Source organism: Gordonia sp. UBA7860, from assembly GCF_002500165.1.
Lineage (GTDB): Bacteria > Actinomycetota > Actinomycetes > Mycobacteriales > Mycobacteriaceae > Gordonia > Gordonia sputi.
This window is the reverse complement of record NZ_DLSO01000178.1, coordinates 28543-50054: the sequence shown is the minus strand read 5'-3', so window position 1 is coordinate 50054 and position 21512 is coordinate 28543. Positions and strand designations below refer to the sequence as shown.

The following is a 21512-nucleotide window of genomic DNA, read 5'->3' as shown; positions in this document are numbered from 1 at the left end:
AGCCCACCCCAGGAGTTCGATCGCCCACACGCCGTATTGGGTGTGGCGTAGATACCCGCGGTCGGCGAGTTTGCCGACGCGCGGCGCCGCCAACGCCCCGGCCACCCCGGCGAGTCCGAAGAGTCCGATCGCGGCGTCGGAGAAGTGGTACTGCGAGCCGTGTGCCCCTGCGAGCAGGAATGCGATGGCCGTCCACATGCCGCTGAAGGCGGCCATGTTCAGTCCGCCGAGAAGCATGCGGTGACGTAGGACCCCTTCGCTGCGAACCAGGGTGACGATGGACCACAGCACGCGGGGATAGCTCGTCGACGTGGCGCTGATCGCCGTGCGCGGGGCATACCACCACACCGCGGCCGCCATCGCCAGCTGGACCACTGCTGCGACGACCAGCACCGTGCGCCACCCGCCGACCTGCGCAACCAACCCGGCGAATACACGGGAGAACAGGATTCCGACAAGTAGTCCGCTCATCACCGTGCCGACGATTGCACCGCGCTCGCCCGGCGCGGCGACCGCTGCTGCCCACGGCACGACGACCTGCGCTGCTGACGCGGAGACACCCACCGCGAAGACCATCACCATCAGCACCGCGTAGGCCGGAGAGAAGGCCGCGATGGCCAGGCCGATGCAGGAGACGACGAGCAGTCCGCCGACCAGGATGCGTCGGCTGACGAAGTCTCCGAGCGGCACGACGAGTGCCAGACCGATGAGGTAGCCGACCTGAGTGACCGAGACGACGAGACCTGCGGCAGCGGTCGAGATGTGGAAATCGTCGCCGACCTCATGCAGTAGTGGCTGCAGGTAGTACAGGCAGCCTGCGGATGATCCCGCCGTGATCGCAAAGAGCAGCACTACCAGTCGACTCAACCGCGGCGTGACCGTCGACGGTGTCGCGGACGTTCCGGACGGGTTCGTCTCCGATGAGCTGGGTGAGGTGCGCTGTGGCGAAGTCATGAGTCCATGGTGAGCCGGATAGGCCATGCTGAAAAGCGATAGATTTCGATACGGACATCACCATCGTTGATGATTGATACGTTGCTGCGACCACCCTGCTGGAGATGCGAATGGAATTGCGTCAGCTCGAGTACTTTCTCGCGTGCTGTGACCAGGGAACTTTCACCGCGGCGGCGCGATCTCTGCACGTCGTGCAGTCCGCGGTGTCGACAGGAGTGGCGAAGCTCGAGCACGAACTCGGTGCAAAGCTCTTCGACCGGACGCGCACCGTGCTGGTGTTGACCGACGCCGGGCGGGCGGCGATGGCCCCGGCGCGGGAAGCGTTGCGCGCACGGGACGAGGTGCGTGACGCGATCGCCGGGATGCGTTGCGCGCACGGGACGAGGTGCGTGACGCGATCGCCGGGATGCGAGGCGAGGTCCGTGGCGAGGTAGTGCTCGGAGCCCTCGTCAACGTCGCCACGATCAACCTCGCCGGGGCGTTCGAGGTGGTCCATCGCCGTCATCCGGGCATCTCAATCGCCATGCGGCAGAGTCCGCAGGGCAGCGCGGACAACGTCCGGCATCTGCGCAATGGCTCCCTCGACCTGACGCTGCTGGGTGGTCGCGTACGCGATCTGTCGGGGATCACCTCGTACGCGTTGGCCGCCGAGCCGCTGGTACTGGTTACTCATCCCGACCACCGGCTTGCGCGCGCGGGACGTTTCGCCGCCGACGACCTCGCAGACGAGCGCGTCATCGACTACCCACCTGGTTGGGGAACCCGAACGATCATCGACGCCGAGATCCCGACGCGGCATTCGGTCATCGAGGTTGCCGATCAGGTCTTTGGAATTCAGTTGGCACGCAGTGGTTTTGGTGTGACAGCGGTTCCCGCCAGCGTTGCGGCCGATCAGTCCGGAGCCGGTATCGTCCCCTGTGTCGACCGGGATCTCACCTGGGTGATCTACGTAGCCCACTCGGCTACCAGAAGCCTGACAAGGCGGCGGGCGCCGTGCTGGATATCGTTCGAGAGGTATGCGGGCCGCCTGGGGATATGACAGCGTGACAGGTCGAAATGCGAAGGGCCGGTGCGACATTGCGCGCCGGAAACCTGACCGCGATGTTCAGTTCTCCCCGCTCTGCTTCGTCCCGGTCTCCTTTGTGTCGCTGACCGCCCGTAACAGGTGCCGCACCGCCATGGCGCGCCGGTGGGAGTGTCCGGTCAGCGAGTCCAGTGCGCACTCGGGGTCGGCGGGCGGTCCGAGGTGGGTGCACCCGCGCGGGCAGTTCTCGATCGCTTCGTGGAGATCGTCGAAGGCGTTCACGATGTCGTCGGCGCTGACGTGCGCCAGGCCGAACGAGCGGATACCCGGTGTGTCGATCACCCAGCCGCGCGGCTTGTCGTGGTCGCCCGGCAGTGGCAGTGCAACCGACTGCGTCGACGTATGGCGTCCCTTGCCGACGCCGCTGACGACCCCGGTTGCTCGTTCCGCTTCTGGGACAAGGCGATTCACCAACGTCGACTTTCCGACCCCCGAGTGTCCGATGAGCGCCGTGCGGTGATTGGTGAGTAATGCCAGCACGTCGTCGAGTGGATCGTCGCGCCCCGCACGCACAACCGGCAGGTCGAGGTCGGCGAATGCGGCAGCGAATTCGTCCGAGGAGGCGAGGTCGGTCTTGGTCAGACACAGGATCGGTGACAGCCCGCCGACATACGCTGCCGCGAGCGCTCTTTCGACGAATCCGGTGCGTGGGGGAGGGTCGGCCATTGCTGTCACGATGAGGAGTTGATCGGCGTTCGCGACGACGATGCGCTCGTAGGGGTCGGTGTCATCGGCGGTGCGCCGCAATACAGTTCGACGCTCCGCCACCTTCACGATGCGTGCAAGGCTTCCGGAATCGCCGGAGAGATCGCCGACGAGCGATACGTCGTCGCCGACCACCACAGGTGTGCGGCCGAGTTCGCGGGCGCGCATCGCGACCACGCGTCGGTCGGGGTCTCCGTCGATCACGCAGCCCCAGCGGCCCCGGTCGACCGAGACGACCATCGCATGTTGCGCGTCGTCGTGTGTCGGTCTGGTCTTGGTGCGCGGTCGGCTGCCCTTGCCCGGACGAATCCGTACATCGGATTCGTCGTAGCTGCTCGCGCGGCGGCTCACCGGCGTCCTCCGTCAGGACACACTGTGAAAGCCTTTGCCGCGCGGTAGATCACGGATGTCCGACCATCTGCTGCCACATTCCGGGGAAGTCGGGCAACGTCTTCGACGTGGTCTCGATGTCGTCGACGGTGACGCTGGGGACCACAAGGCCGATGATCGCGCCTGCCGTGGCCATGCGGTGATCTGCATACGAATCCCATTGTCCGCCATGTAGCGGAGCCGGTCGGATGATGAGCCCGTCGTCGGTCTCGGACACATCACCACCGAGCTTGTTGATCTCGGTGGCGAGCGCGGCAAGCCTGTCGGTCTCGTGGCCGCGCAGGTGGGCGATCCCACTCAACAGGGATTCCCCATCGGCGAGCGCGCACACCGCGGCGATCGTCGGAGTCAGCTCGCCGATGTCGCGGAGGTTCCGGCTGATCCCGGTGAGTCGTTCTGGCCCGCGCACCGTCAGCACGCCGTCGGAAAGTTCTGCGGTGCAGCCCATCTCGGCGAGAATGTCGACGATCTGTGCACCCGGCTGTGTTGTTGTCGCGGGCCAACGCGGGATGCTGACCTCACCGCCGGTGACCGCGGCCGCCGCGAGAAACGCTGCGGCATTGGACAAGTCGGGTTCGACAGCGACGTCGACGGCTTTGATCACACTCGGGGGTACGCGCCAGGTATCGGGTTGTGACGTGTCGACGACGACCCCCGCGGTGGCGAGCATCTCGACGGTCATGTCGATGTGCGGCGTCGACGGCACCGGCGCTCCGACGTGTCGCACCGTGATCCCGTTGTCGAATCGCGCTGCGGCAAGCAGGAGTCCCGACACGAACTGCGACGACCCGGACGCATCGATCGTGACCGTGCCACCGTCGGCCGAGCCCGTGCCGTGCACCACGAACGGCAGGCTGTCGCCGTCGACCCCCACCCCGAGGTCGCGCAGAGCAGCGAGGATGGTGGTGAGTGGGCGCTGTCGGGCTTGTGGGTCGCCGTCGAATGCGACGTCGCCGGAGGCGAGCGCGGCCACCGGCGGCAGGAATCGCATGACTGTTCCGGCCAGGCCGCAGAACACCTCGCCCGCATGCAGCGGCCGAGGTTCGATGGAGACGGTCGTGGGATCGGCGGGGTCGACGCGGACTCCGACGCCGAGTTCGGTGAGCGCGGACAGCATGAGGTTGGTATCGCGACTGCGCAGGGTTCCGGTGATTGTCGACGGTCCGTCGGCCAGCGCGGCGAGTACCAGCGCGCGATTGGTGATGGACTTCGACCCGGGCAGGTCGACGGTGGCCTGAATATGGCGGTCGGCGAGGGGCGCAGTCCAGATGCTCATGCGTTCAGTCTCGCATGTCGTGCTTGCAGCGCCGGATGCCGAACTCAGCGGTTGTCCAACCGCAGCGGATGATCGGCAGGTACCTCGACGAGGATGAGGGTGCGTCCGTCCGGGTCGACGACGTGCATTTCGATGAGGCCCCACGGTTCGGTCAGCGTCTCCCTGCGGATGTCGACTCCCATTGCGCTCAGTTCGCGCTGGGTCGCGGCGACGTCGCGCACCTGAATCCACAGCGCGGCCCCGTTCGCGTGGCCGTCGGGCAGGTCGGTACTCATGTGGCCGGGTACTTCGATCAAGCCGTTGCCCGCGTGGAAGACCAGGCCGCCCGGGTACTCACGCGCGATCGCGAGATGAAGTTTGTGGCGGTAGAAGTGCTGAAGAGCCTCGGGATCACGCGACCGCAACAGGATGCGACTACTCAGGATCTCCATGTCTTCAGTATCTACACGGTTACCGACGAGTCGGACACCAGCCATCGCGGCGCGTCAGGACTTGCTGACGTGACCCGTTGTCATGGCACCGCCGGGCTGACGGCGTCACTGCCCCTCGGTGGTCCCGTCGCTGCCGCCGAGCGCGTGACCGCGATTGACGTCATTGCCGTGGCGGGCGGCCTCGTAGATGGCCTTCTCGCGGGCGATACGATCGGTCTCGCCGATCGGGGTGGCGTCGCCGAAAGCGAACGCCGACTCGTGAGGCTGCTCGTGTGGGATGTCGGGATCGTCGGGGTCGGGGCTGTCGGGATCGGGGCTGTCTGACATGCACCAACGATAGGACTCATCCGCTGGTGGCGCGGGGAGACGGCCCGGCGACCCGTTACCGTCGAGGAATGCGCCGCATCTTCACTACGAGCTTCGCCGACGTCTACCCGCTCTACGTCGCCAAAGTGGAGCGCAAGGGTCGCACCAAAGCCGAACTCGATCAGGTCATCTGCTGGCTCACGGGATTCGACGACGCCGCGCTCACCCGTCACATCGAGGACGGCACCACCTTCGCGGACTTCTTCGACGACGCGCAGCTCAACCCGCGCGCAGAACTCATCACCGGCGTCGTCTGCGGCAAGCGTGTCGAGGAGATCGACGACCCGCTCATGCGCAAGATCCGCTACCTCGACAAGCTGGTCGACGAACTCGCCAAGGGCAAGGCCATCGAGAAGGTGCTGCGGTAGTTCCAGCGTCCCCGCTGCTGGGCCCATCCCAGCTCAGGCCGGTGTGTCCTGTCCGCGGCTGGAGAACTTGCCGTCGGTGACGTCGTCCCACTTGTCGAACAGGCTCGTCACCTTCGGATCGCCGAGAGCCTTGATCTCGTCGCACAAATCCTTCGGTGCCGACGGGTTGGTGACGATGAACGGATGCAGCCCGGGGTCGTGGTCGGCCAGGATGCGTAGCGTCTGCGGACTCGTGTTCGGGTCCGCGGCGGCGAGTGCGTCGCGCGGATCGAATGCGGCCCCGCGCGGAGCGTCGGACCCCGAGATCCCGACGTTGTCGCCAGCGACGTCGATTTCACCGGTGTTGTGATAATCGACGGGATCGGTAGATGTGCTGCGCCAGTTGAAGACCAGGTTCAGCACGATGGCGCAGATGGCTCCCGCCGAGATTCCCGAGTGGAAGATGGTCTGGAACCAGTCGGGGAACTTGGCGTAGAGATCGAGCGCAACGGGAATCTTGTCGTCGTTGGTGTACGACAGGCTCGCCTCGGTGAGCATCGCGACGCCGATGGAGATCGCGACGACCAGGATGTTGGAGTTGTTGAACTTCACCTTGGTCAACGTCCGCACGCCGCTCGCGGCGACCATGCCGAACAGCGCCACGCCCGCACCACCGAGCACGGGCTGAGGAATGCCCTCGATGATCGCGGCCATCTTGGGAACCAGACCCAGGATCACCAGGATGACGCCCGCGCACGTTGCGACGTGGCGCGACTTGACGTTGGTGATCGCCACCAGCCCGACGTTCTGCGCGAACGCGGTGTACGGGAATGTGTTGAAGATGCCGCCAAGCACGGTGCCTGCACCGTCGGCGCGCATGCCGTCGGCCAGACGCTGCGGCGTGATCTTCTCGTCGACGATCTCACCGACGGCCACGATGTCGCCGGTCGTCTCGGTCATGATGACCAACGCGACGATGATCATCGCGATGATCGAGCTGACGTCGAAGCTGGGGAAGCCGAAGTAGAACGGTTCGGGCACGGCGAACCATGAGCTCGATCCGACGTGGCTCCAGTCGGTCATCCCGAACGGAATCGAGATGAGTGTTCCTGCGACGAGGCCGAGGAGGATCGAGACACGTTTGACCGCGGGTGGCCCGAATCGTTCGAGCAGGATGATGATCAGCAGCGTGAGGAAGCCGAAGGCGATGGACTTGGGAGCACCGAAGTCCTCACCCTTCGCGGTGCCACCGCCGAACCAACCTGCGGCGACACTCATCAGTGAGATACCGATGATCAAGATGATCGTGCCGGTCACCAGTGGTGGGAAGAATCTGATGAGCCGTCCGACGATGGGCGCCACGAGCATCATGAACAGGCCGCACGCGATCACCGAGCCATAGATCGCGGTGATGCCGTGGTTGAGGCCGATGGTGATCATCGGGCCGACGGCCGCGAACGTCACGCCCTGCATCAATGGGAGGCGCACTCCGAAGCGCCAGAATCCCACCGCCTGCACAATCGTGGCGATACCTGCGACGAAGAGGTCGGCCGTGATCAGGTGCACGATCTCGTCCGAGCGCATCTGCCCTGCGCCGACCATTGCCCCGCCGACGATCAACGGAACGGCTACCGCTCCCGCGTACATCGCCATCACGTGCTGTAGGCCCAGAGGGAACAGTCGCGCCAGCGGTGGGATGTCGTCGACCGCGCGGGCGGCCTTTCTGCCATGTTTGATCGTGTCGAGAACGGTCACGGATCATTGTTCTACTTATCGGACGTTTCGGACACGACGCGATCGTGTGACGTCCCTGTTTCCGCCAGAATATATTGCGTGGACACGCGCACTTCCCGACACAGTTTCGGGCTCCTGGTATTTCGACGGACCGGCGGGGCAGCTTCGATCGAAGGCGGCTCTTTCGGGGGAGTCGAGGTACTCATCGCGCACCCGGGTGGTCCGCTGTGGGCGCGCAAGGACGAGGGCGCGTGGTCGGTGCCCAAGGGGCTGCCGGAGGCCGACGAGTCTCCGCTCGACACGGCGCGCCGCGAGTTCGCCGAGGAGATCGGGCACGCCGCTCCTCGAGGCGAGGTCATCGAACTCGGTGACGTGCGCCAGAAAAGCGGCAAGGTCGTCACCGCCTTCGCTGTCGAGGGCGACGTCGACGTCGACACCGTCGTCAGCAACACGTTCGAGATGGTGTGGCCGCCGCGGTCGGGGTGTATGCAGACATTTCCCGAAGTCGATCGGGCGCAGTGGTGTGGCCTCGACGAGGCGCGCGTGAAGCTGAACCCCGCGCAGGCGGAGTTCGTCGATCGACTCGAATCGGCGCTCGGCAAGCAGTGAACCTCCACAACCAGTGAACCTCCACAACCACTGGACGCCGCCTTTCACCGTTCGCTGACAACCATTGTCGTTAAGGGTGTGGTGTCACTACGGTGGGTTGCATGACAGATCATGCGGTGGGTTTCAGGTTAATCGGCTTGTTCAATTCGATCGGAACCGATTTCGACGCCTTGCGACCGAGTCTGTGGGGCCTGCGGGTCAGGCTCTGGTCGACGAACTCGACATCCGGCCAGGGGAGCGCATCCTCGACATCTGTTCGGGGACCGGAGCGAGTGCGCTACCCGCTGCTCGGGCTACCGGATCGGCAGGCACGGTCGTCGCAGTCGATTTCGCGTCCGAACTACTCGACATCGCCGCTGCCAATGCGGCTGACGAAGGTCTGGAGATCGACTGCGTCGTCGCCGACGTCACGGCATTGAAAGCCGGAACATCGCCCTGCGTAACACCTTTCGACGTGGTGGCGTGTTCGTTCGGGATTTTCTTCCTTCCGGACATGGACGACGCCGTGCGCAACGTGTTGAGTCTGCTGCGCCCGGGAGGGCGGATGGGGGCGTCGATCTGGCACGCCGACAGCCTTCGTGAGTTCAGCGAGATCTACCGCGCATCGGTTGCGGAGGTGGCAGGCGAAACGTCACATCAAGGGCCGCGTAGCGGGAGTCGGATGCCGATCAGTCATATCGACACCGAAGAGTCTGTCTCGCAATGGTTCACGACGTTGGGCGCCCAGAAGGTCGACACGTCGGTGTACCGACTGCGCATCGAGTGCACGCCGGACTTCGCCTGGAAGTTGGTGGTGGGCACGGGGATGCGTGGCGCACTCACACCACTCGACGACGAGCAGATCGCACAGGTGCGGCAGGTGTTCCTCGAACGGCTGGCATCCGAGGGGCCCGCAGAGGTCAACTGCGACACACTGATCGCGGTGGCGACGGTTTGAATCGCCACCGCGGTCAATGGTTGTGTCGGGCGGTTGCGCGGGCGGTAGCCGATCTAGGTGACCGTGATTCCGCCGTCGACCGCGATCGTCTGGCCGGTGACGTAGCCGCCTGCGGCCGAGCTCAGCCAGATCGCCGTGGCCGCGAGTTCCGAGGGATCTCCCATACGTCCCAGCAGGACTCGCGGCATCTGCGACTCGATGTATCCGGGTGCGTAGGTGTCTGTCATCTCGCTCTCGAAAAACCCGGGTGCAATCGCGTTGACGCGGATACCCTTTCGAGATCCCCACTGTTGGGCCAGATCGCGGGTGAGGCCGACGATGGCAGCCTTGCTCGCCGCATAGGCGGCCTGGGGGAGACCTGCGGTGGTCAGGCCCAAGATGCTGGAGATGTTGACGATAACGCTGCCCGGCTGCATGACTCGGCCCGCGGCCTGAGCCATCCAGTACGAGCCGTTGAGGTTGACGTCGATGACCGAACGGAACTGCTCCGGCGTCTCACGCGTTGCCGGTACCGCGGTGCCGATGCCCGCGTTGTTGATGAGGATGTCGACGCGGCCGAAAGTTTCGACGGCGCTGTCGATCACGCGCTGGCAGTCCGCGGGGTCGGAGACATCTGCCGCCACGGTCAGGGCTTTGCGTCCGAGTGCCTCGACCTGTGCTGCGGTCTCGGTCAGCCGGTCGGCGCGTCGGGCGGCGAGTACGACGTCGGCGCCTGCCTCCGCGAAGGCCGTGGCGAAGCGTACGCCGAGTCCCGACGAGGCGCCGGTGACGACGACGACCTTGTCGGTCACGTTGAACAGATCGAGTACTGACATGAAGTCTCTCCTGAGTCGATCGTGCGGGGATGTGTTGTGGGTCAGAATATTTCGGGACGCGCGTCGAGCGTCGTGCGGTCGAGCGCTGCGAGCAGGTCGAACTGGGCGTCGACCTTCGGTAGCTCATAGGTGAAGAAGTACTGCGCTGCGACGCGTTTGCCGTCGTAGAAGTCTCCGGTCTTGTCTGCGACGGCGAGCAGTTGCTCGAGCCACATCCAGGCGATGACGATGTGTCCGGTGGCTTCGAGGTATGCGGTGGCGTTCGCGAGCGAGACCGCGACATCTCCTGCCGACCACACCTGCCCGGTCACGGTGACGAGTCGTTGGACGCGACTGCGCAATTCGTCGGCGAGAGCCGCAGTGGCGGGAGTGGAGCCAGCGCGGTCGGTGGTCTGGGTGATCGTGTTCGCGAGCAGTTCCAGGCCGGCTCCGCCATTCATGATGACCTTGCGGCCGAGCAGGTCGAGTCCGTGGATGCCATGTGCGCCCTCGTGGATGGGGTTGAGACGGTTGTCGCGGTAGAACTGCTCGACGGGGAACTCGCGGGTGTAACCGTAGCCGCCGTGAATCTGGATGGCGAGATCGTTTGCGGTCAAACACCATTGGGACGGCCACGACTTGGAGATCGGCGTGAGGACATCGAGCAGCAGGCCCGCTCGAGTTGCCTCGCTTGCGTCTCCGGTCCGCTGCAGGTCGACGAGCTTGCCGGAGTACAGGCCGAGCGCGAGTGCCCCTTCGACATAGGCCTTCTGCGCCAACAACATCCGTTTGACGTCGGCGTGCTCGATGATCGGGACGGGCTTGGAGGTCGGGTCCTTCTGGTCGACAGGACGCCCCTGCGTGCGAACCTTGGCGTACTCGAGGGATGTGAGGTAGCCCGCGTAACCCAGTGATGTTGCGAGGAATCCGACGCCGATGCGCGCCTCGTTCATCATGTGGAACATGTACTGGAGGCCTTTGTGCTCCTCGCCAACCAGGTAGCCGACCGCGCCGGGAACGGAGTGAGCGGGCGGGTTTTGTTCAGCGCCGGTGGATTCCGCGCCGGAGTTTTGTTCAGTGCCGTAGGTGCCGTCGCCGAAGTTGAGGAGGCAGTTGGTGGTCGCGCGCTGGCCCATCTTGTGGTTGAGGCCGACGAGTGCGACGTCGTTGCGGGTGCCCTCCGGCAGGTACTTGGGAACGATGAACAGCGAGATGCCCTTTACTCCCGGCTTGCCGCCCGGAGCCTTGGCGAGCACGAGATGCACGATGTTCTCACCGAGTTCGTGGTCGCCTGCCGAGATCCACATCTTGGTTCCGGTGATGCGGTAGGTGCCGTCGTCAGTCGGTGTCGCCTTGGTCGTGATGTCGGCGAGTGAGGATCCGGCCTGCGGCTCGGACAGGCACATCGTGCCGAAGTAGCGTCCCTCGACCATGGGGCGAACCCAGGTGTCGATCTGTTCTGGTGTGCCGTACTCGGCGATCAGATTGGCGTTGCCGATCGTGAGGAACGAGTACGACGACATGCCTGCATTCGCCGCCTGGAACCACGACTGCGCAGCGAGACTCACGACGCTCGGCAATTGCATGCCGCCGAGCGATTCGTCGAACGAGCCCGCGCCCAGGCCCGCCTTGATGAACTCGGCGATGCCCGACTGGATTTCGTCGGGCAAGACGACGGCACCGTCGTCGCCGACGTAGGGCTCCTGGGTGTCGCCGAGTCGGTTGACCGGCGCGAAGCGTTTGGTCGCGAGGTCGGCGGCGAGTTCGAGCACGGCGTCGAATGTGTCTCGGGAGTGTTCGGCGAAGCGTTCGCGCTCGGTCAGTGACTCGACGTCGAGCCACTCGTAGAGCATGAATTCGAGGTCGCGCTTGGAGATCGGTTCGGCCATGACACTTTCCTTGAGGCAGCGGATTGCTGGCTGCTCGACACGACGATCGGGTCACACGATCCGAAGTCCGACGTGACGGAATCGTCGTCCTAAGCAGTCGCTCATTTTATGAGCACTCGCTTATACTGCCTGGTGTGCCGGTTTGGGTCAACCATCAGGCGGGAATTCGACGAGCGAAACGGGGTGACGGCGACGTGACGACGCGGGAGTCGGCTGCAGCGCAGCGCATACGCGATGCGGCAATTGTGTCGTTCGCCCAACTCGGCTATGCGGGCACGTCGACGCGGCAGATCGCTGCCTCGTTGAAGATGAGCGCCGCGGCGATGTACCCACACTTCCGGTCGAAAGAGGACCTGCTGTACTCGATCGCCCTCGACGGACACCGCAGCGTCTACGAGGCGCTACGCGAAGTCGACGATCCGTCTGACCCGTACGCGGTTCGTCTGGAGAACGTCGTGAGTGCCTTCGCGCGGTGGCAGGCGGAGCACCACGAGCTGGCCAAGGTGGTCCAGTACGAACTGGGTGCGCTCACCGCCGATCACTACCGTTCGATCAGCGCGGTTCGACGCAAGACGACCGCAATTCTCGCGACGATCGTCGCCGGAGGGGTCGCGGCCGGGGAGTTCGCGGCCGACGACCCGGACGATGTGGTGCTCGCCATCTCATCGCTGTGCGTCGACGTGTGCCGCTGGTTCCCCAGTCGAGATCACCGCGACCCCGGCACGCTGGGCACCGCGTACGCGCGTATGGCCCTGCGCATGGTGTTGGCGCGCGAGGGTTGATTCGAACAGGGTTGATTCGACGCCCAACCACGTCAGCCCCGCCACCGGATGTACGGTGCGGGGGGCTGACGGGTTGCTGACGGGTTGCGGTGCAACAGGATTGGCGGCGACGCCGCAGCCAGTCAGGCTGCGTCAGACAGCGGCGGGTCGACGCCGCCAGGCGAGTCGGGTGCGGCCGGCGGGTCCGGTTCAGGTGACGCGCCGGGGTCGGATGGCCCGCCGGGGTCCGTCGGCGGGTCCGGGTCGAGTTGGAGTGGTCTGGGTGGGTTCCACGTGAAGTCGACGCGCTTCTCGCGGGCCGGGGTGTCGTCGGTGAGCATGCTCGCCACCAGTCGCAGTTCGACGCCGGTGAAGATCTGCTCATACGCGCTCGGCGTATCCGTTTTCCGGCGTGGCGATACAGCAGCGCCGCCAACGCTGGGTTCGCCTGCGCCGGTCATGCCGCTCGAACTCGCACCGCCGGCCGTTGTAATTCCTGCAGGATGCCCGGTGGTGTCGGTCGCGGTGTGTTCGGCGTTGATCTGCTCGGTGCCGGTGTGCGCGGTGCCGGTGTGCTCGGAGGCGAGGTAGTCGCGGAAGTCGGCGGCCACGTCGGCCATTCGGTTCACATGTTCACGATTGGGTGGCATGCCGGGACTGGCGTTCAACCGCCACGCCACTCGTCCGGTGTCGGGACCGTCGGTGATCATTCGCGTTGTGTACTGGCCGATATTCGGTCCGACCTTGCTGTTGTGCACGTCGCATGCGGGCACCAGTTGGTCGATATCGGTGAGTCCACCCTTCGCCCAGTCCTTGGCGGCGTGATGCATCTGTACTCGCGACGCGGGTTGGGTACAACCCGGTGCTGAACACATCCCGCCGCCATCGGAGGCGAACGAGGCGAAGCGTTGTCCGAGGGTGGCGATCCTTTTCGATCGACCCAAATACAGTGGCACGCTGGTGTGTTCGGCGAACACTGCGAGGAATGGCTGCGCGCCGCTGGTGGCAGCCATCTCGATCAGATCCTTGATCGGCAGTAGCGCTCCGGAGGCGGTCTGCGCCAAACCAGCCTGCTGCTCGAGTTCGGTGAGACTGGTTTTGACGATCACCTGGATCGGCAGCCCGCGATGAGACTTGCCGAGCATGCCGGAGTCGAGCACACGAGCCAGCAGCGCAGAGAAGGCGTCATGATTGCGTTGCGCTGCCGATCGCTCGTCACGTTGTGCCGCTGCGCGGAGCAGGTCGGGATCAGCCGAACCGACAGGTCCTGACGGCGAGTCGGGATCATCGGGATTGTTCATACCGGGTTTGCCCCACGCATCCAGCACCGCATCCAGACGCGCGCGTGCGGCCGGATCGAGATCGGCGGTCAGCCGTGACATCAGTTGCGCATCTTGCCGATTCACCCAGAACGCACGACGACGCTTGCGGTCTTTGGCGTCTGTCAGTGAGCCGTCGGGATCGAGATGGGCCAACAATCGTGCCCCGAGACTGCTGATTTCAGCCGGAGTGTATGAAGTCGCATAATCTGCCATCTGCACCTCGGCTGCCGCACGCGTCTCTGCGGGAACGGCGCGAGGGATCTTGTTGAGCACATCGATGACGGCCCGTGCATGTGCGGGCGCCACCAATCCCTGCGCCACACGCTCGGCCAGGGTTGGACACTTCGGGGCCACTCGCTCACCCAGTATCGAGGTGAACGTGCCGGTTTCGGCGATCAGCCAATACCTGGCCGCAGGGTCACCGACGTGCAGATGACTGGCCAAAAACCCACTTAGATTGCGGTAGCCCAGCCTACGGTCGGCACTGCGATCAGACACCTCGACCACCAGACGGTCGGTCACAGCTCCCGAGGTGCGCCGAGCCAGCCGCTCGGCAACCTGCGCAGCTTCTACGAGGACTCCGTCCGACAGCGCCGACGCATCAACCTCAGCCAACGTGTCCAAGGCTGCTGACAGACGTGACAGTTGCTCAGCCACCGCGGCATCGGCCGAACCTGGCACGGTTGAAGCCAAAGCGGAAGGCGTGCTGAGGTTTTCGTCGATCTGCTCGTCGTGAAATTCTGTGGCCATCTGTTCTCACCCCCGCCCGTGAGTATCCGTTACAGAGAATCGGCTGCCGAGATCGAGCCGATCAGCCTCTTCGAATATGTGTTCTATGCTACCTGACGAAACGGGCATCCGCCAGGAGAATCCGAACAATCTTTCGATGAGAGGCGGTGTCCTTTCGGGTGTGATCTCATCTCCCAGAACAACGCGGAGACGCCTCAGCTCGCAAGTCCCCGCACGGCTGTGGCGCGACTACAGAGCGTCGCGAACAGGCCAAGCTGAGCGAACGGGGTGCGGCAGAACCGTGATCTCACCGGGAGGACGGATATGGGAGCACCACGGAAGTTCGATCAGTAGACCCGTGAGCCGGCGGTTCGGATGTATCACGACCGTTTGAAGGAGGCGGCCGAGTCGAAACTCGCCGCCAGTAAGCACGTCGGTGGCCTGTTCAACGTCAAACTGCGACGTTGCCCAACTGGATCGAGAAAGACGCCTGCTGGATTCAGGGCCGGGCGCGCAGACGGTCGCCGAGCATGAAGCCGAGGTCCACCGGACTTCGGCGTCAATTTGCCGAATTGCCAAGAACTAATGAGATTGTGAAGACTGCTTCAGCGCTTTTCGCAGCGGCGGAGATCGACCGCGGACTGCGGTGATCGAGGACACAACACACGGTGCCCTTGGCTCCGTCGGGCTGTGTCAGCTACCTCGCGGACGTTATTCTCAGCCGCGCGCGATCCACGTCGTCTTGAGTCCGGTGAACTTCTCGATCGCGTGGACCGACAGGTCCGAACCGAACCCCGATGCCCCGAAGCCGCCGAAAGGTGTTCCGGGAGAAAGGGCGTCGACAGTGTTGATCGAGACGGTTCCGGCGTGCAGATTGTCCGACATCCGCAGTGCGCGATCGAGATTCGAGGTCCATGCCGATGCTGCAAGCCCGAACGGAGTGTCGTTGGCCAGGGCGACTGCCTCGTCCTCGGAATCGAACGCGATCACCGCCAGCACCGGGCCGAAGATCTCGTCGGTCATCACCGCCGAATCGGCGGGAAGGTCGACGACGACGGTGGGCTCCATGAAGCACCCGACGTCGCCGATTCGGTTGCCGCCAAGTGCTATTCGTCCGTCTTCGCGCGCCTGATCGACGAAGCCGAGGACGAGGTCGAGTTGCTTGCGCGTCACCATGGCGCCCGTTGTCGACGCCGGGTCGAGCGGGTCGCCAGGCAAGTAAGCCCCAGCCTTCTCGACAACCTTGTCGACGAATTCGTCGAGTATTTCGCGCTGCACCAGAAGTCGGCTGTTGGCAGAGCAGACCTCGCCCTGATTGCCGAAGATGCCGAAACAGGCCATCTCTGCGGCGGCGTCGAGGTCGGCGCAGTCGGCGAACACCAGGTTGGGGCTCTTGCCGCCACACTCGAGCCAGACCTGCTTCATGTTCGATTCTGCGCTGTAGGCCAAGAACTTCTTTCCGACCTCCGTGGAGCCGGTGAATGTCAGGCACTGCACGTCGGAGTGGAGTCCGAGCGCACGACCGGCGTCGGCGCCCAGGCCCGGCACGACGTTGAAGACGCCGGGTGGGATCCCGGCTTCGACCGCGATCTCGGCCAAGCGCAGAGCCGAAAGCGGGCTTTCCTCAGCAGGTTTGAGGACGACGGTGTTGCCCGCGGCCAGTGCGGGTGCGACCTTCCATGCTGCGATGTCGAGCGGAAAGTTCCAGGGCACAACTGCGCCGACGACGCCGAGCGGTACCCGGCGAACCATGGCGACGCTGCCGTCGGCGGTCGGGGGCAACTCGCCCGGGATCTTGTCGGCCACCTCGCCGTAGAACCGGAAAACGGCTGCGGCGCCGGGGACTTCGACCTCGTACGAATCGCGGATCGCCTTGCCCATCTCCAGCGTCACGAGCGTCGCGAGTTCCTCGGCATGCTGTTCGATCAGGGTGGCGAAGCGGATGAGTACCGTCCCGCGCTCGCCGGCGGACAGCTTCGACCAGCGCCCGTCGTCGAAGGCTCGACGCGCAGCGGCGACGGCGACGTCGACGTCCTCGGCGTTGCAGGCGGCGACGGAGGCGAGCACGGTGTCCGTCGCAGGGTTCACGACGTCGAAGGTCGTGCCGGACTGTGCGGAGAGCCACTGGCCATCGATGAACGCCTGGGAGCAGAACGCGATCTCGCCTGCGCGCGCGGACCAGTCGATCGAGGTGAGGTCGGGTAGATCGGTCATGACTCTATCGTGACGGGAAATCGTGAAGCGCGATAGATCAGGCAGCGCCGATTTATCTGACGTTCTACATCGGTCTGGTCGATGTAAGGGGGCGCCGACGTGGTACGGCTGCCCGTCAGCGCCGAGAACGTATAGCGCAACGAGGTCATCTGTTCTCTAGATGTAAAAGTCCGGAACTTTCTGTTTTCCCGGTGATGCTGATCGCCTCGATACTTGCTGAACAGCCCCGACGCCGTGGCCGTGGCTCGCTCCGAACCGCACACCGTGACACCCGCCAGACACACGCGCACAGGCCGATCCAGTGCCGCCCACACAGAGCAGAGGTATCTCCCGATGAACACGTCAACCCAGCCGTCGACGGGCGCAGCGCCGTCGGTGGAGCGCCGCACCATCGACCACATTCCGCACGACGAACGGCACGGCCGCGCGCGCGACATCTTCACCGTGTGGTTCGGCTCGAACATCATGCTGCTGACGATCATCACCGGAGCGCTGGCCACCACCGTGTTCGGGCTGCCCTTCTGGGCGGGCGCGATCGCAGTCGTCGCTGGCAATCTCGTGGGCGGTGTGGTCATGGCGCTGCACGCGGCGCAGGGCCCGCAGATGGGTGTACCCCAGATGCTCCAGACCCGAGCACAATTCGGTTCGCTGGGCAGCCTGCTCGTGGTGGTGCTCGTCGTCTTCATGTATCTGGGATTCTTCGCGTCGAACGCGGTGCTCGGCGGCAAAGCCTTCGCCGAAGTGACCGGGCTGCCGGACAACTGGGCGATCTTCATCATCGGTGCCTTCAGCGTCGTCGTGACGATGATCGGCTACAAGCTGATTCACTCCATGGCGGCTGTGCTGTCGGTGGTCGCGGGCCTGGCGCTCCTCCTCGCGTTCGTCTGGATGATCGGTGTCAATGGGTTGCCGACGGATACCTGGCACAGCAGCGGGTTCACCTGGGCAGGCTTCATGGCCACGTTCTCCGCAGCGGCGTTGTGGCAGATCGCCTACGCGCCCTACGTGTCGGACTACACGCGCTATCTGCCGCGCGACACCGGAGTGAAGACGGCCTTCTGGGCAACCTATGCGGGATGTGTTCTCGGGTCGGTACTTCCGATGCTGCTCGGTGTGCTGATCGGCGCCGCTCTGCCCGACTCCGACACCCTCGCGGGCATGGGAACGTTGACCCATGGGATCTCCACGGGGCTGTTCCTCGTCTTCGCCGTCGGTATCAGCGTCACCAACGGCATGAACCTCTACTGTGGCGCGCTCTCCACGATCACAGTGGGACAGAACATCTTTCCTCGATGGCGAGCACAGGCGACGAGCCGTGCAGTCATCGCGCTCGTGCTGTTCGCCATCGCGATGCTGCCTGCTCTGCTCAGTGCAGACGACTTCCTGGCCAACTACGCCAACTTCTTGGCCCTGCTCCTCTGCGTCCTGATTCCCTGGACCGCAGTCAATCTCGTCGACTACTACCTCCTTCGCCACGGCGAGTACGACATCGAATCATTGTTCCGTCGTGATGGTGGCGTCTACGGCCGATTCAACTGGATCGCGATCGCGTGCTACGTGATCGGTATCGGAGTGCAGATCCCGTTCCTCTCGACGACGCTGTGGACCGGTCCGCTGGCGAAAGAGATTGGCGGCGTCGATATCTCGTGGATTGTCGGGCTCGCTGTCATCTGCCCCCTCTACTACGTGCTGATGACCACACGTAAGAGCGAGGCGTTGGCGAGCTCGAACCTGGCGTCAGAGCCGGCGGCATGAGCCATCCTGACAACCTCGGTTCTCCTGACAAGCCCAGTGCCCCTGATATGCCCAGTGCCCCTGATATACCCAGTGTCACTGACTATCTCGTCGTAGGAGGCGGCACGGCCGGCTGCATCGTGGCGGCTCGACTCAGCGAGGACCCCGCGGTGACGGTCACGGTCCTCGAGGCCGGCCCGAGTGACGAGCACGAGCCCCGCGCCCGCTCGATTCGACGGTGGGCGGAGATGCTCGAGAGCGAGTACGACCAGGACTACCGCAGCGTGCCGCAGGAGCGCGGCAATTCCGGAATTCGTCAGGCGCGCATGCACATCCTCGGAGGTTGCGCGACGGCAAACACGATGATCACGTGGCGGCCGCTGCGCGCAGACATCGACGAGTGGGTCGCGCTGGGTGCCGACGGGTGGGATGCGGATACGCTCGGCCGTTGCTTCGACAAGCTCGTCACGCCCATCGCGCCCGTTGCAGAAGCCGACCGCAATCCGTACGTCGCCGACGTCGTCGACGCTGCGCGCTGCGCTCTTGACCTGCCGGCTCGAGCCGGCTGGAACCACGACGCCGACTTCGCGAACACGGGGGAGGGTGCCGGATTCTTCGACATCGGCTACACCCCCGAATCCAACCTGCGATCGTCGACCTCGGTGCACTATTTGCACCCCGTACTCGCCGAGCGATCCAATCTGACTGTGCTGCACCATGAACTGGCCAGTTCGATCATCTTCGACGGCGACCGCGCCGTCGGAGTGCGGACCATCGCGCGAGACGGTAGCGAGAACGATCACCTCGCCTCGCGTGAAGTCATTGTCTGCGCGGGTGCGATCGCTTCACCCGCACTGCTGCAGCGCTCAGGAATCGGTCCGAGCGACGTGCTCACCCGGGCGGGAGTGCCGGTGCGCGTCGTCGCACCCGGCGTCGGTGAGAACCTCATGGATCACGCCGAAGGTCTCATCGTGTGGGAGACCGATCGCGACGTGCCGTCGACGTGCGCCACGGGGTGGGATGCGGGCGCTGCGCTGCGCGTCGACGAATCGAGCCCCGCCCGTCCCGACGTGCTCATGCATTTCCCGGTCGAGGCCGTCGCAGATCATGCCGTCAGCTACGGCGTCGACATGCCTGACCGGATCATCTCGATCGCGCCGAACGTGGCCAAACCGCGCAGCCGCGGTCGGGTCCAGATCGTCGACGACGATCCGTCGACTCCACCGTCGATCGACTACCGGTACTTCACCGACCCCGACGGTGTGGACGAGGCGACGCTCGTGGCGGGCATTCGTGCCGCACGACGTATCGCGGCAACCGCACCGATGTCGAAGTGGGTTGTGCGCGAAGTGTTCCCGGGCGAGGCCCTGCAGTCCGACGACGAACTGTCGTCGGCACTGCGGGCCACGCATCAGACGGTCTACCACGTATCCGGAACCTGCAGGATGGGGTCGGACGACGACCCGATGGCCGTGCTGGACCCATCGCTGCGAGTCCGTGGGGTCAGCGGTCTGCGCGTCGTCGATGCCTCCGTCTTTCCCACGCTCACCTCGGTCAATCCTGTCGGCACCATCATGAGCGTTGCCGAACGCGCCGCAGAGATCATCGCTGCTCAACAGTGATCGGGTTGGTGCGTCGCGACCTTCGTGCGACGAGGTATCCGGCGGTGGCGATCAGTGTGAGCACGGCCAGAGTCCCGAGTGTGAACGCCTCGAAGCGGACGCGTGAGACCTTCCAGGTGTCGAGGAACGCGTAGTCGAGGCCGAACAGGCTCTCCAGGGTGCCAGGGAACACCGCGACCCAGACCCCGAGTGCCGCCCAGAATGTCGCGAGTCCCGCCGCGATGCCCATGCCGATGGTTCCGCCGGGGACGGCGTAGGGCCGCGGCGTGTTCGGATGGTTGATGCGCAGGCGGAATGCCGCGGGAAAGACGAAGAGGTAGGCGATCAGCGACGTCGAGATGGTGATGGTGAGCACCACCGTGAACGTGGCTGCGCTGTCACCGCCGGAGAAGACGACGCCGACGATCATGAACGCCAGGGCGATCACTCCGGTGAAGATGCCGACCCGAATCGGCGAACCCGTCTTGGCGTCGAACTTCGCGAAGTAGGGGAAGAATCCGCCGTCGCCGGCGGCCACCGCCAACGCGCGGTTCGCGGCCATCGCCCAGGTGGCGCCGGTGATTCCGAGCGCGATGATGAACGCGATCACCGCAACCTTCACGAGGATCGACGCCGCTGACCCGTAGACACCGAAGACGGTGTCGAGTGCAGCCATGAAACCCCCGATACCGGTGATCTTGTCGCTCGGCAACACCAGCAGCAGTGCCAGTACCGGCAGCGCGTAGACCATCAGACCGATGCATCCGCTCATCGCGATACCGCGCGGAACGTCGCGCTGCGGATTCTGCATCTCGCCGCCCGCCTGGCTGGGAACCTCGAAACCGACGAGGGAGAACAGGAGCAGCGGTACGAGGCCGAGGAAGCCGCCGAGCGTCGGCGACCAGGTGACCGAGCCGATTCCGTTGAATCCGTGCTGAATTCCGTAGATGACAGTCGTCACGAGGAACACGGCGGCCAGGATCAGCTTGAGGTAGGTCCCGAGTTGCAGCACTGCCCTCGCCCGGCGCATCGACAGCAGCGTCACTGCGACGGCTGCCACGACGAAGAGCGTCTTGAAGAGAAAGTCGCCCGCGGTGCCCGAACCGATCGGATGGATGAACGTGCTCCATGCTTCAGTGCTGATGAAGGCGAGCGACCCGCCGATCCACAACGGGTTGATCGACCAGTACCTGACTGTGGCGATGGACGCGGGTAGACGGCCGAAGGCGCGCTTGACCCACTCGAACAGTCCGCCCTCATCGGGAAATGCGCTACCCAGCTCCGAGGTGACGAGGCCGTACGGCACCATCCACAGCAGCGCCAACACGACGAGCCATGTGAAGGTCTCGCCGCCGAACGACGAGATCTCGCCCACCATGTCGAGGCTGATCAGGGCCGACAGGATCATGATCGGAACATCGAAGCGGCGCAACGAATGCCGGAGGTGAGGACCGCCTTGTTCGAGGTCGGGATGAATCTGCCCGGGATGCGCCTGTGTGGGATGAGCCCGTGTGGACGGCGCCTGGGCGGCGGGTGTCCGTCCCGGGTCGGAATGCGAGAGTGTCATGGAGGTGCTCCTGGATGGAAGGGGATTCCTCGCGCGGCGTCAGATAGCCGTCGGGATGACGCGAAGTT

Annotated in this window: 19 protein-coding genes; 8 read left to right on the top strand and 11 right to left on the bottom strand. The window is 64.7% G+C overall.

The features are described from left to right. The coding region (locus tag B3T59_RS22050) for an MFS transporter (RefSeq protein ID WP_287005146.1) at positions 1–954 on the bottom strand (954 nt) is incomplete at its 3' end. A gap of 104 nt (positions 955–1058) precedes the next feature. Between B3T59_RS22050 and B3T59_RS22045 the strand changes: the two genes are divergently transcribed. Both B3T59_RS22045 and B3T59_RS22040 read left to right on the top strand, forming a co-directional pair. Continuing rightward, the gene (locus B3T59_RS22045) at positions 1059–1388 is read left to right on the top strand and encodes a LysR family transcriptional regulator (protein WP_287005145.1); all 330 of its coding nucleotides are present in this window, start codon (positions 1059–1061) and stop codon (positions 1386–1388) included. Next, positions 1361–1993 carry a LysR substrate-binding domain-containing protein gene (locus B3T59_RS22040; protein WP_287005144.1) on the top strand — a complete coding sequence of 211 codons (633 nt, stop codon included), beginning with the start codon at positions 1361–1363 and terminating at the stop codon, positions 1991–1993. The genes B3T59_RS22045 and B3T59_RS22040 overlap by 28 nt, the downstream gene beginning before the upstream one ends. A 66-nt stretch (positions 1994–2059) precedes the next feature. On the opposite strand, the gene rsgA is transcribed toward B3T59_RS22040, so the two are convergent. The 4 genes from rsgA to B3T59_RS22020 form a co-directional block, all read right to left on the bottom strand. Then, positions 2060–3094, bottom strand: coding sequence for a ribosome small subunit-dependent GTPase A (gene rsgA / locus B3T59_RS22035; RefSeq protein WP_064862034.1), 1035 nt, complete (start codon positions 3092–3094; stop codon positions 2060–2062). Between the two features lie 49 nt (positions 3095–3143). After that, complete coding sequence (aroA, locus tag B3T59_RS22030) at positions 3144–4409, bottom strand: 3-phosphoshikimate 1-carboxyvinyltransferase (RefSeq protein ID WP_064904950.1); 1266 nt, start codon at positions 4407–4409, stop codon at positions 3144–3146. A gap of 44 nt (positions 4410–4453) precedes the next feature. Next, entirely contained in the window at positions 4454–4840 is a 387-nt protein-coding gene (locus B3T59_RS22025; RefSeq protein WP_064862032.1) for a VOC family protein, read from the bottom strand. Positions 4841–4945: 105 nt separating this feature from the next. Continuing rightward, positions 4946–5167: a hypothetical protein gene (locus tag B3T59_RS22020; RefSeq protein WP_064904949.1), complete on the bottom strand. Its 222-nt coding sequence runs from the start codon at positions 5165–5167 to the stop codon at positions 4946–4948. A 68-nt stretch (positions 5168–5235) separates the two neighbouring features. Between B3T59_RS22020 and B3T59_RS22015 the strand changes: the two genes are divergently transcribed. Further along, positions 5236–5574 carry a DUF2200 domain-containing protein gene (locus B3T59_RS22015; protein ID WP_064865058.1) on the top strand — a complete coding sequence of 113 codons (339 nt, stop codon included), beginning with the start codon at positions 5236–5238 and terminating at the stop codon, positions 5572–5574. 33 nt (positions 5575–5607) lie between these two features. On the opposite strand, the gene B3T59_RS22010 is transcribed toward B3T59_RS22015, so the two are convergent. Next, the gene (locus B3T59_RS22010) at positions 5608–7308 is read right to left on the bottom strand and encodes a nucleobase:cation symporter-2 family protein (protein WP_064904947.1); all 1701 of its coding nucleotides are present in this window, start codon (positions 7306–7308) and stop codon (positions 5608–5610) included. A 78-nt stretch (positions 7309–7386) separates the two neighbouring features. Between B3T59_RS22010 and B3T59_RS22005 the strand changes: the two genes are divergently transcribed. Then, positions 7387–7896, top strand: a complete 510-nt coding sequence (locus tag B3T59_RS22005; protein ID WP_197501446.1) for an NUDIX domain-containing protein — start codon at positions 7387–7389, stop codon at positions 7894–7896. Between the two features lie 184 nt (positions 7897–8080). After that, on the top strand, positions 8081–8833 hold the full coding sequence (locus B3T59_RS22000) for a class I SAM-dependent methyltransferase (protein ID WP_005202214.1): 753 nt from the start codon (positions 8081–8083) through the stop codon (positions 8831–8833). A gap of 53 nt (positions 8834–8886) precedes the next feature. On the opposite strand, the gene B3T59_RS21995 is transcribed toward B3T59_RS22000, so the two are convergent. Together B3T59_RS21995 and B3T59_RS21990 are read right to left on the bottom strand one after the other, a co-directional pair. After that, positions 8887–9648: an SDR family NAD(P)-dependent oxidoreductase gene (locus tag B3T59_RS21995; RefSeq protein ID WP_005202213.1), complete on the bottom strand. Its 762-nt coding sequence runs from the start codon at positions 9646–9648 to the stop codon at positions 8887–8889. Between the two features lie 41 nt (positions 9649–9689). After that, positions 9690–11516 carry an acyl-CoA dehydrogenase gene (locus B3T59_RS21990; RefSeq protein WP_005202211.1) on the bottom strand — a complete coding sequence of 609 codons (1827 nt, stop codon included), beginning with the start codon at positions 11514–11516 and terminating at the stop codon, positions 9690–9692. 194 nt (positions 11517–11710) lie between these two features. On the opposite strand from B3T59_RS21990, the gene B3T59_RS21985 reads away from it, so the two are divergent. Beyond that, on the top strand, positions 11711–12298 hold the full coding sequence (locus B3T59_RS21985) for a TetR/AcrR family transcriptional regulator (RefSeq protein WP_039854309.1): 588 nt from the start codon (positions 11711–11713) through the stop codon (positions 12296–12298). Between the two features lie 122 nt (positions 12299–12420). Here the strand turns inward: B3T59_RS21985 and B3T59_RS21980 are convergent, their stop codons facing one another. Then, entirely contained in the window at positions 12421–14349 is a 1929-nt protein-coding gene (locus tag B3T59_RS21980) for an HNH endonuclease signature motif containing protein (RefSeq protein WP_005202199.1), read from the bottom strand. A gap of 696 nt (positions 14350–15045) precedes the next feature. Continuing rightward, on the bottom strand, positions 15046–16542 hold the full coding sequence (locus B3T59_RS21975; RefSeq protein ID WP_005207126.1) for an aldehyde dehydrogenase family protein: 1497 nt from the start codon (positions 16540–16542) through the stop codon (positions 15046–15048). A 333-nt stretch (positions 16543–16875) separates the two neighbouring features. Between B3T59_RS21975 and B3T59_RS21970 the strand changes: the two genes are divergently transcribed. Together B3T59_RS21970 and B3T59_RS21965 are read left to right on the top strand one after the other, a co-directional pair. Next, positions 16876–18297: a purine-cytosine permease family protein gene (locus B3T59_RS21970; protein WP_287005143.1), complete on the top strand. Its 1422-nt coding sequence runs from the start codon at positions 16876–16878 to the stop codon at positions 18295–18297. Then, on the top strand, positions 18294–19898 hold the full coding sequence (locus B3T59_RS21965) for a GMC family oxidoreductase (RefSeq protein WP_005207123.1): 1605 nt from the start codon (positions 18294–18296) through the stop codon (positions 19896–19898). Before B3T59_RS21970 ends, B3T59_RS21965 begins: the two co-directional genes overlap by 4 nt. On the opposite strand, the gene B3T59_RS21960 is transcribed toward B3T59_RS21965, so the two are convergent. Continuing rightward, complete coding sequence (locus tag B3T59_RS21960) at positions 19879–21444, bottom strand: APC family permease (RefSeq protein WP_287005142.1); 1566 nt, start codon at positions 21442–21444, stop codon at positions 19879–19881. The genes B3T59_RS21965 and B3T59_RS21960 overlap by 20 nt on opposite strands. Between the last annotated feature and the right edge of the window lie 68 nt (positions 21445–21512).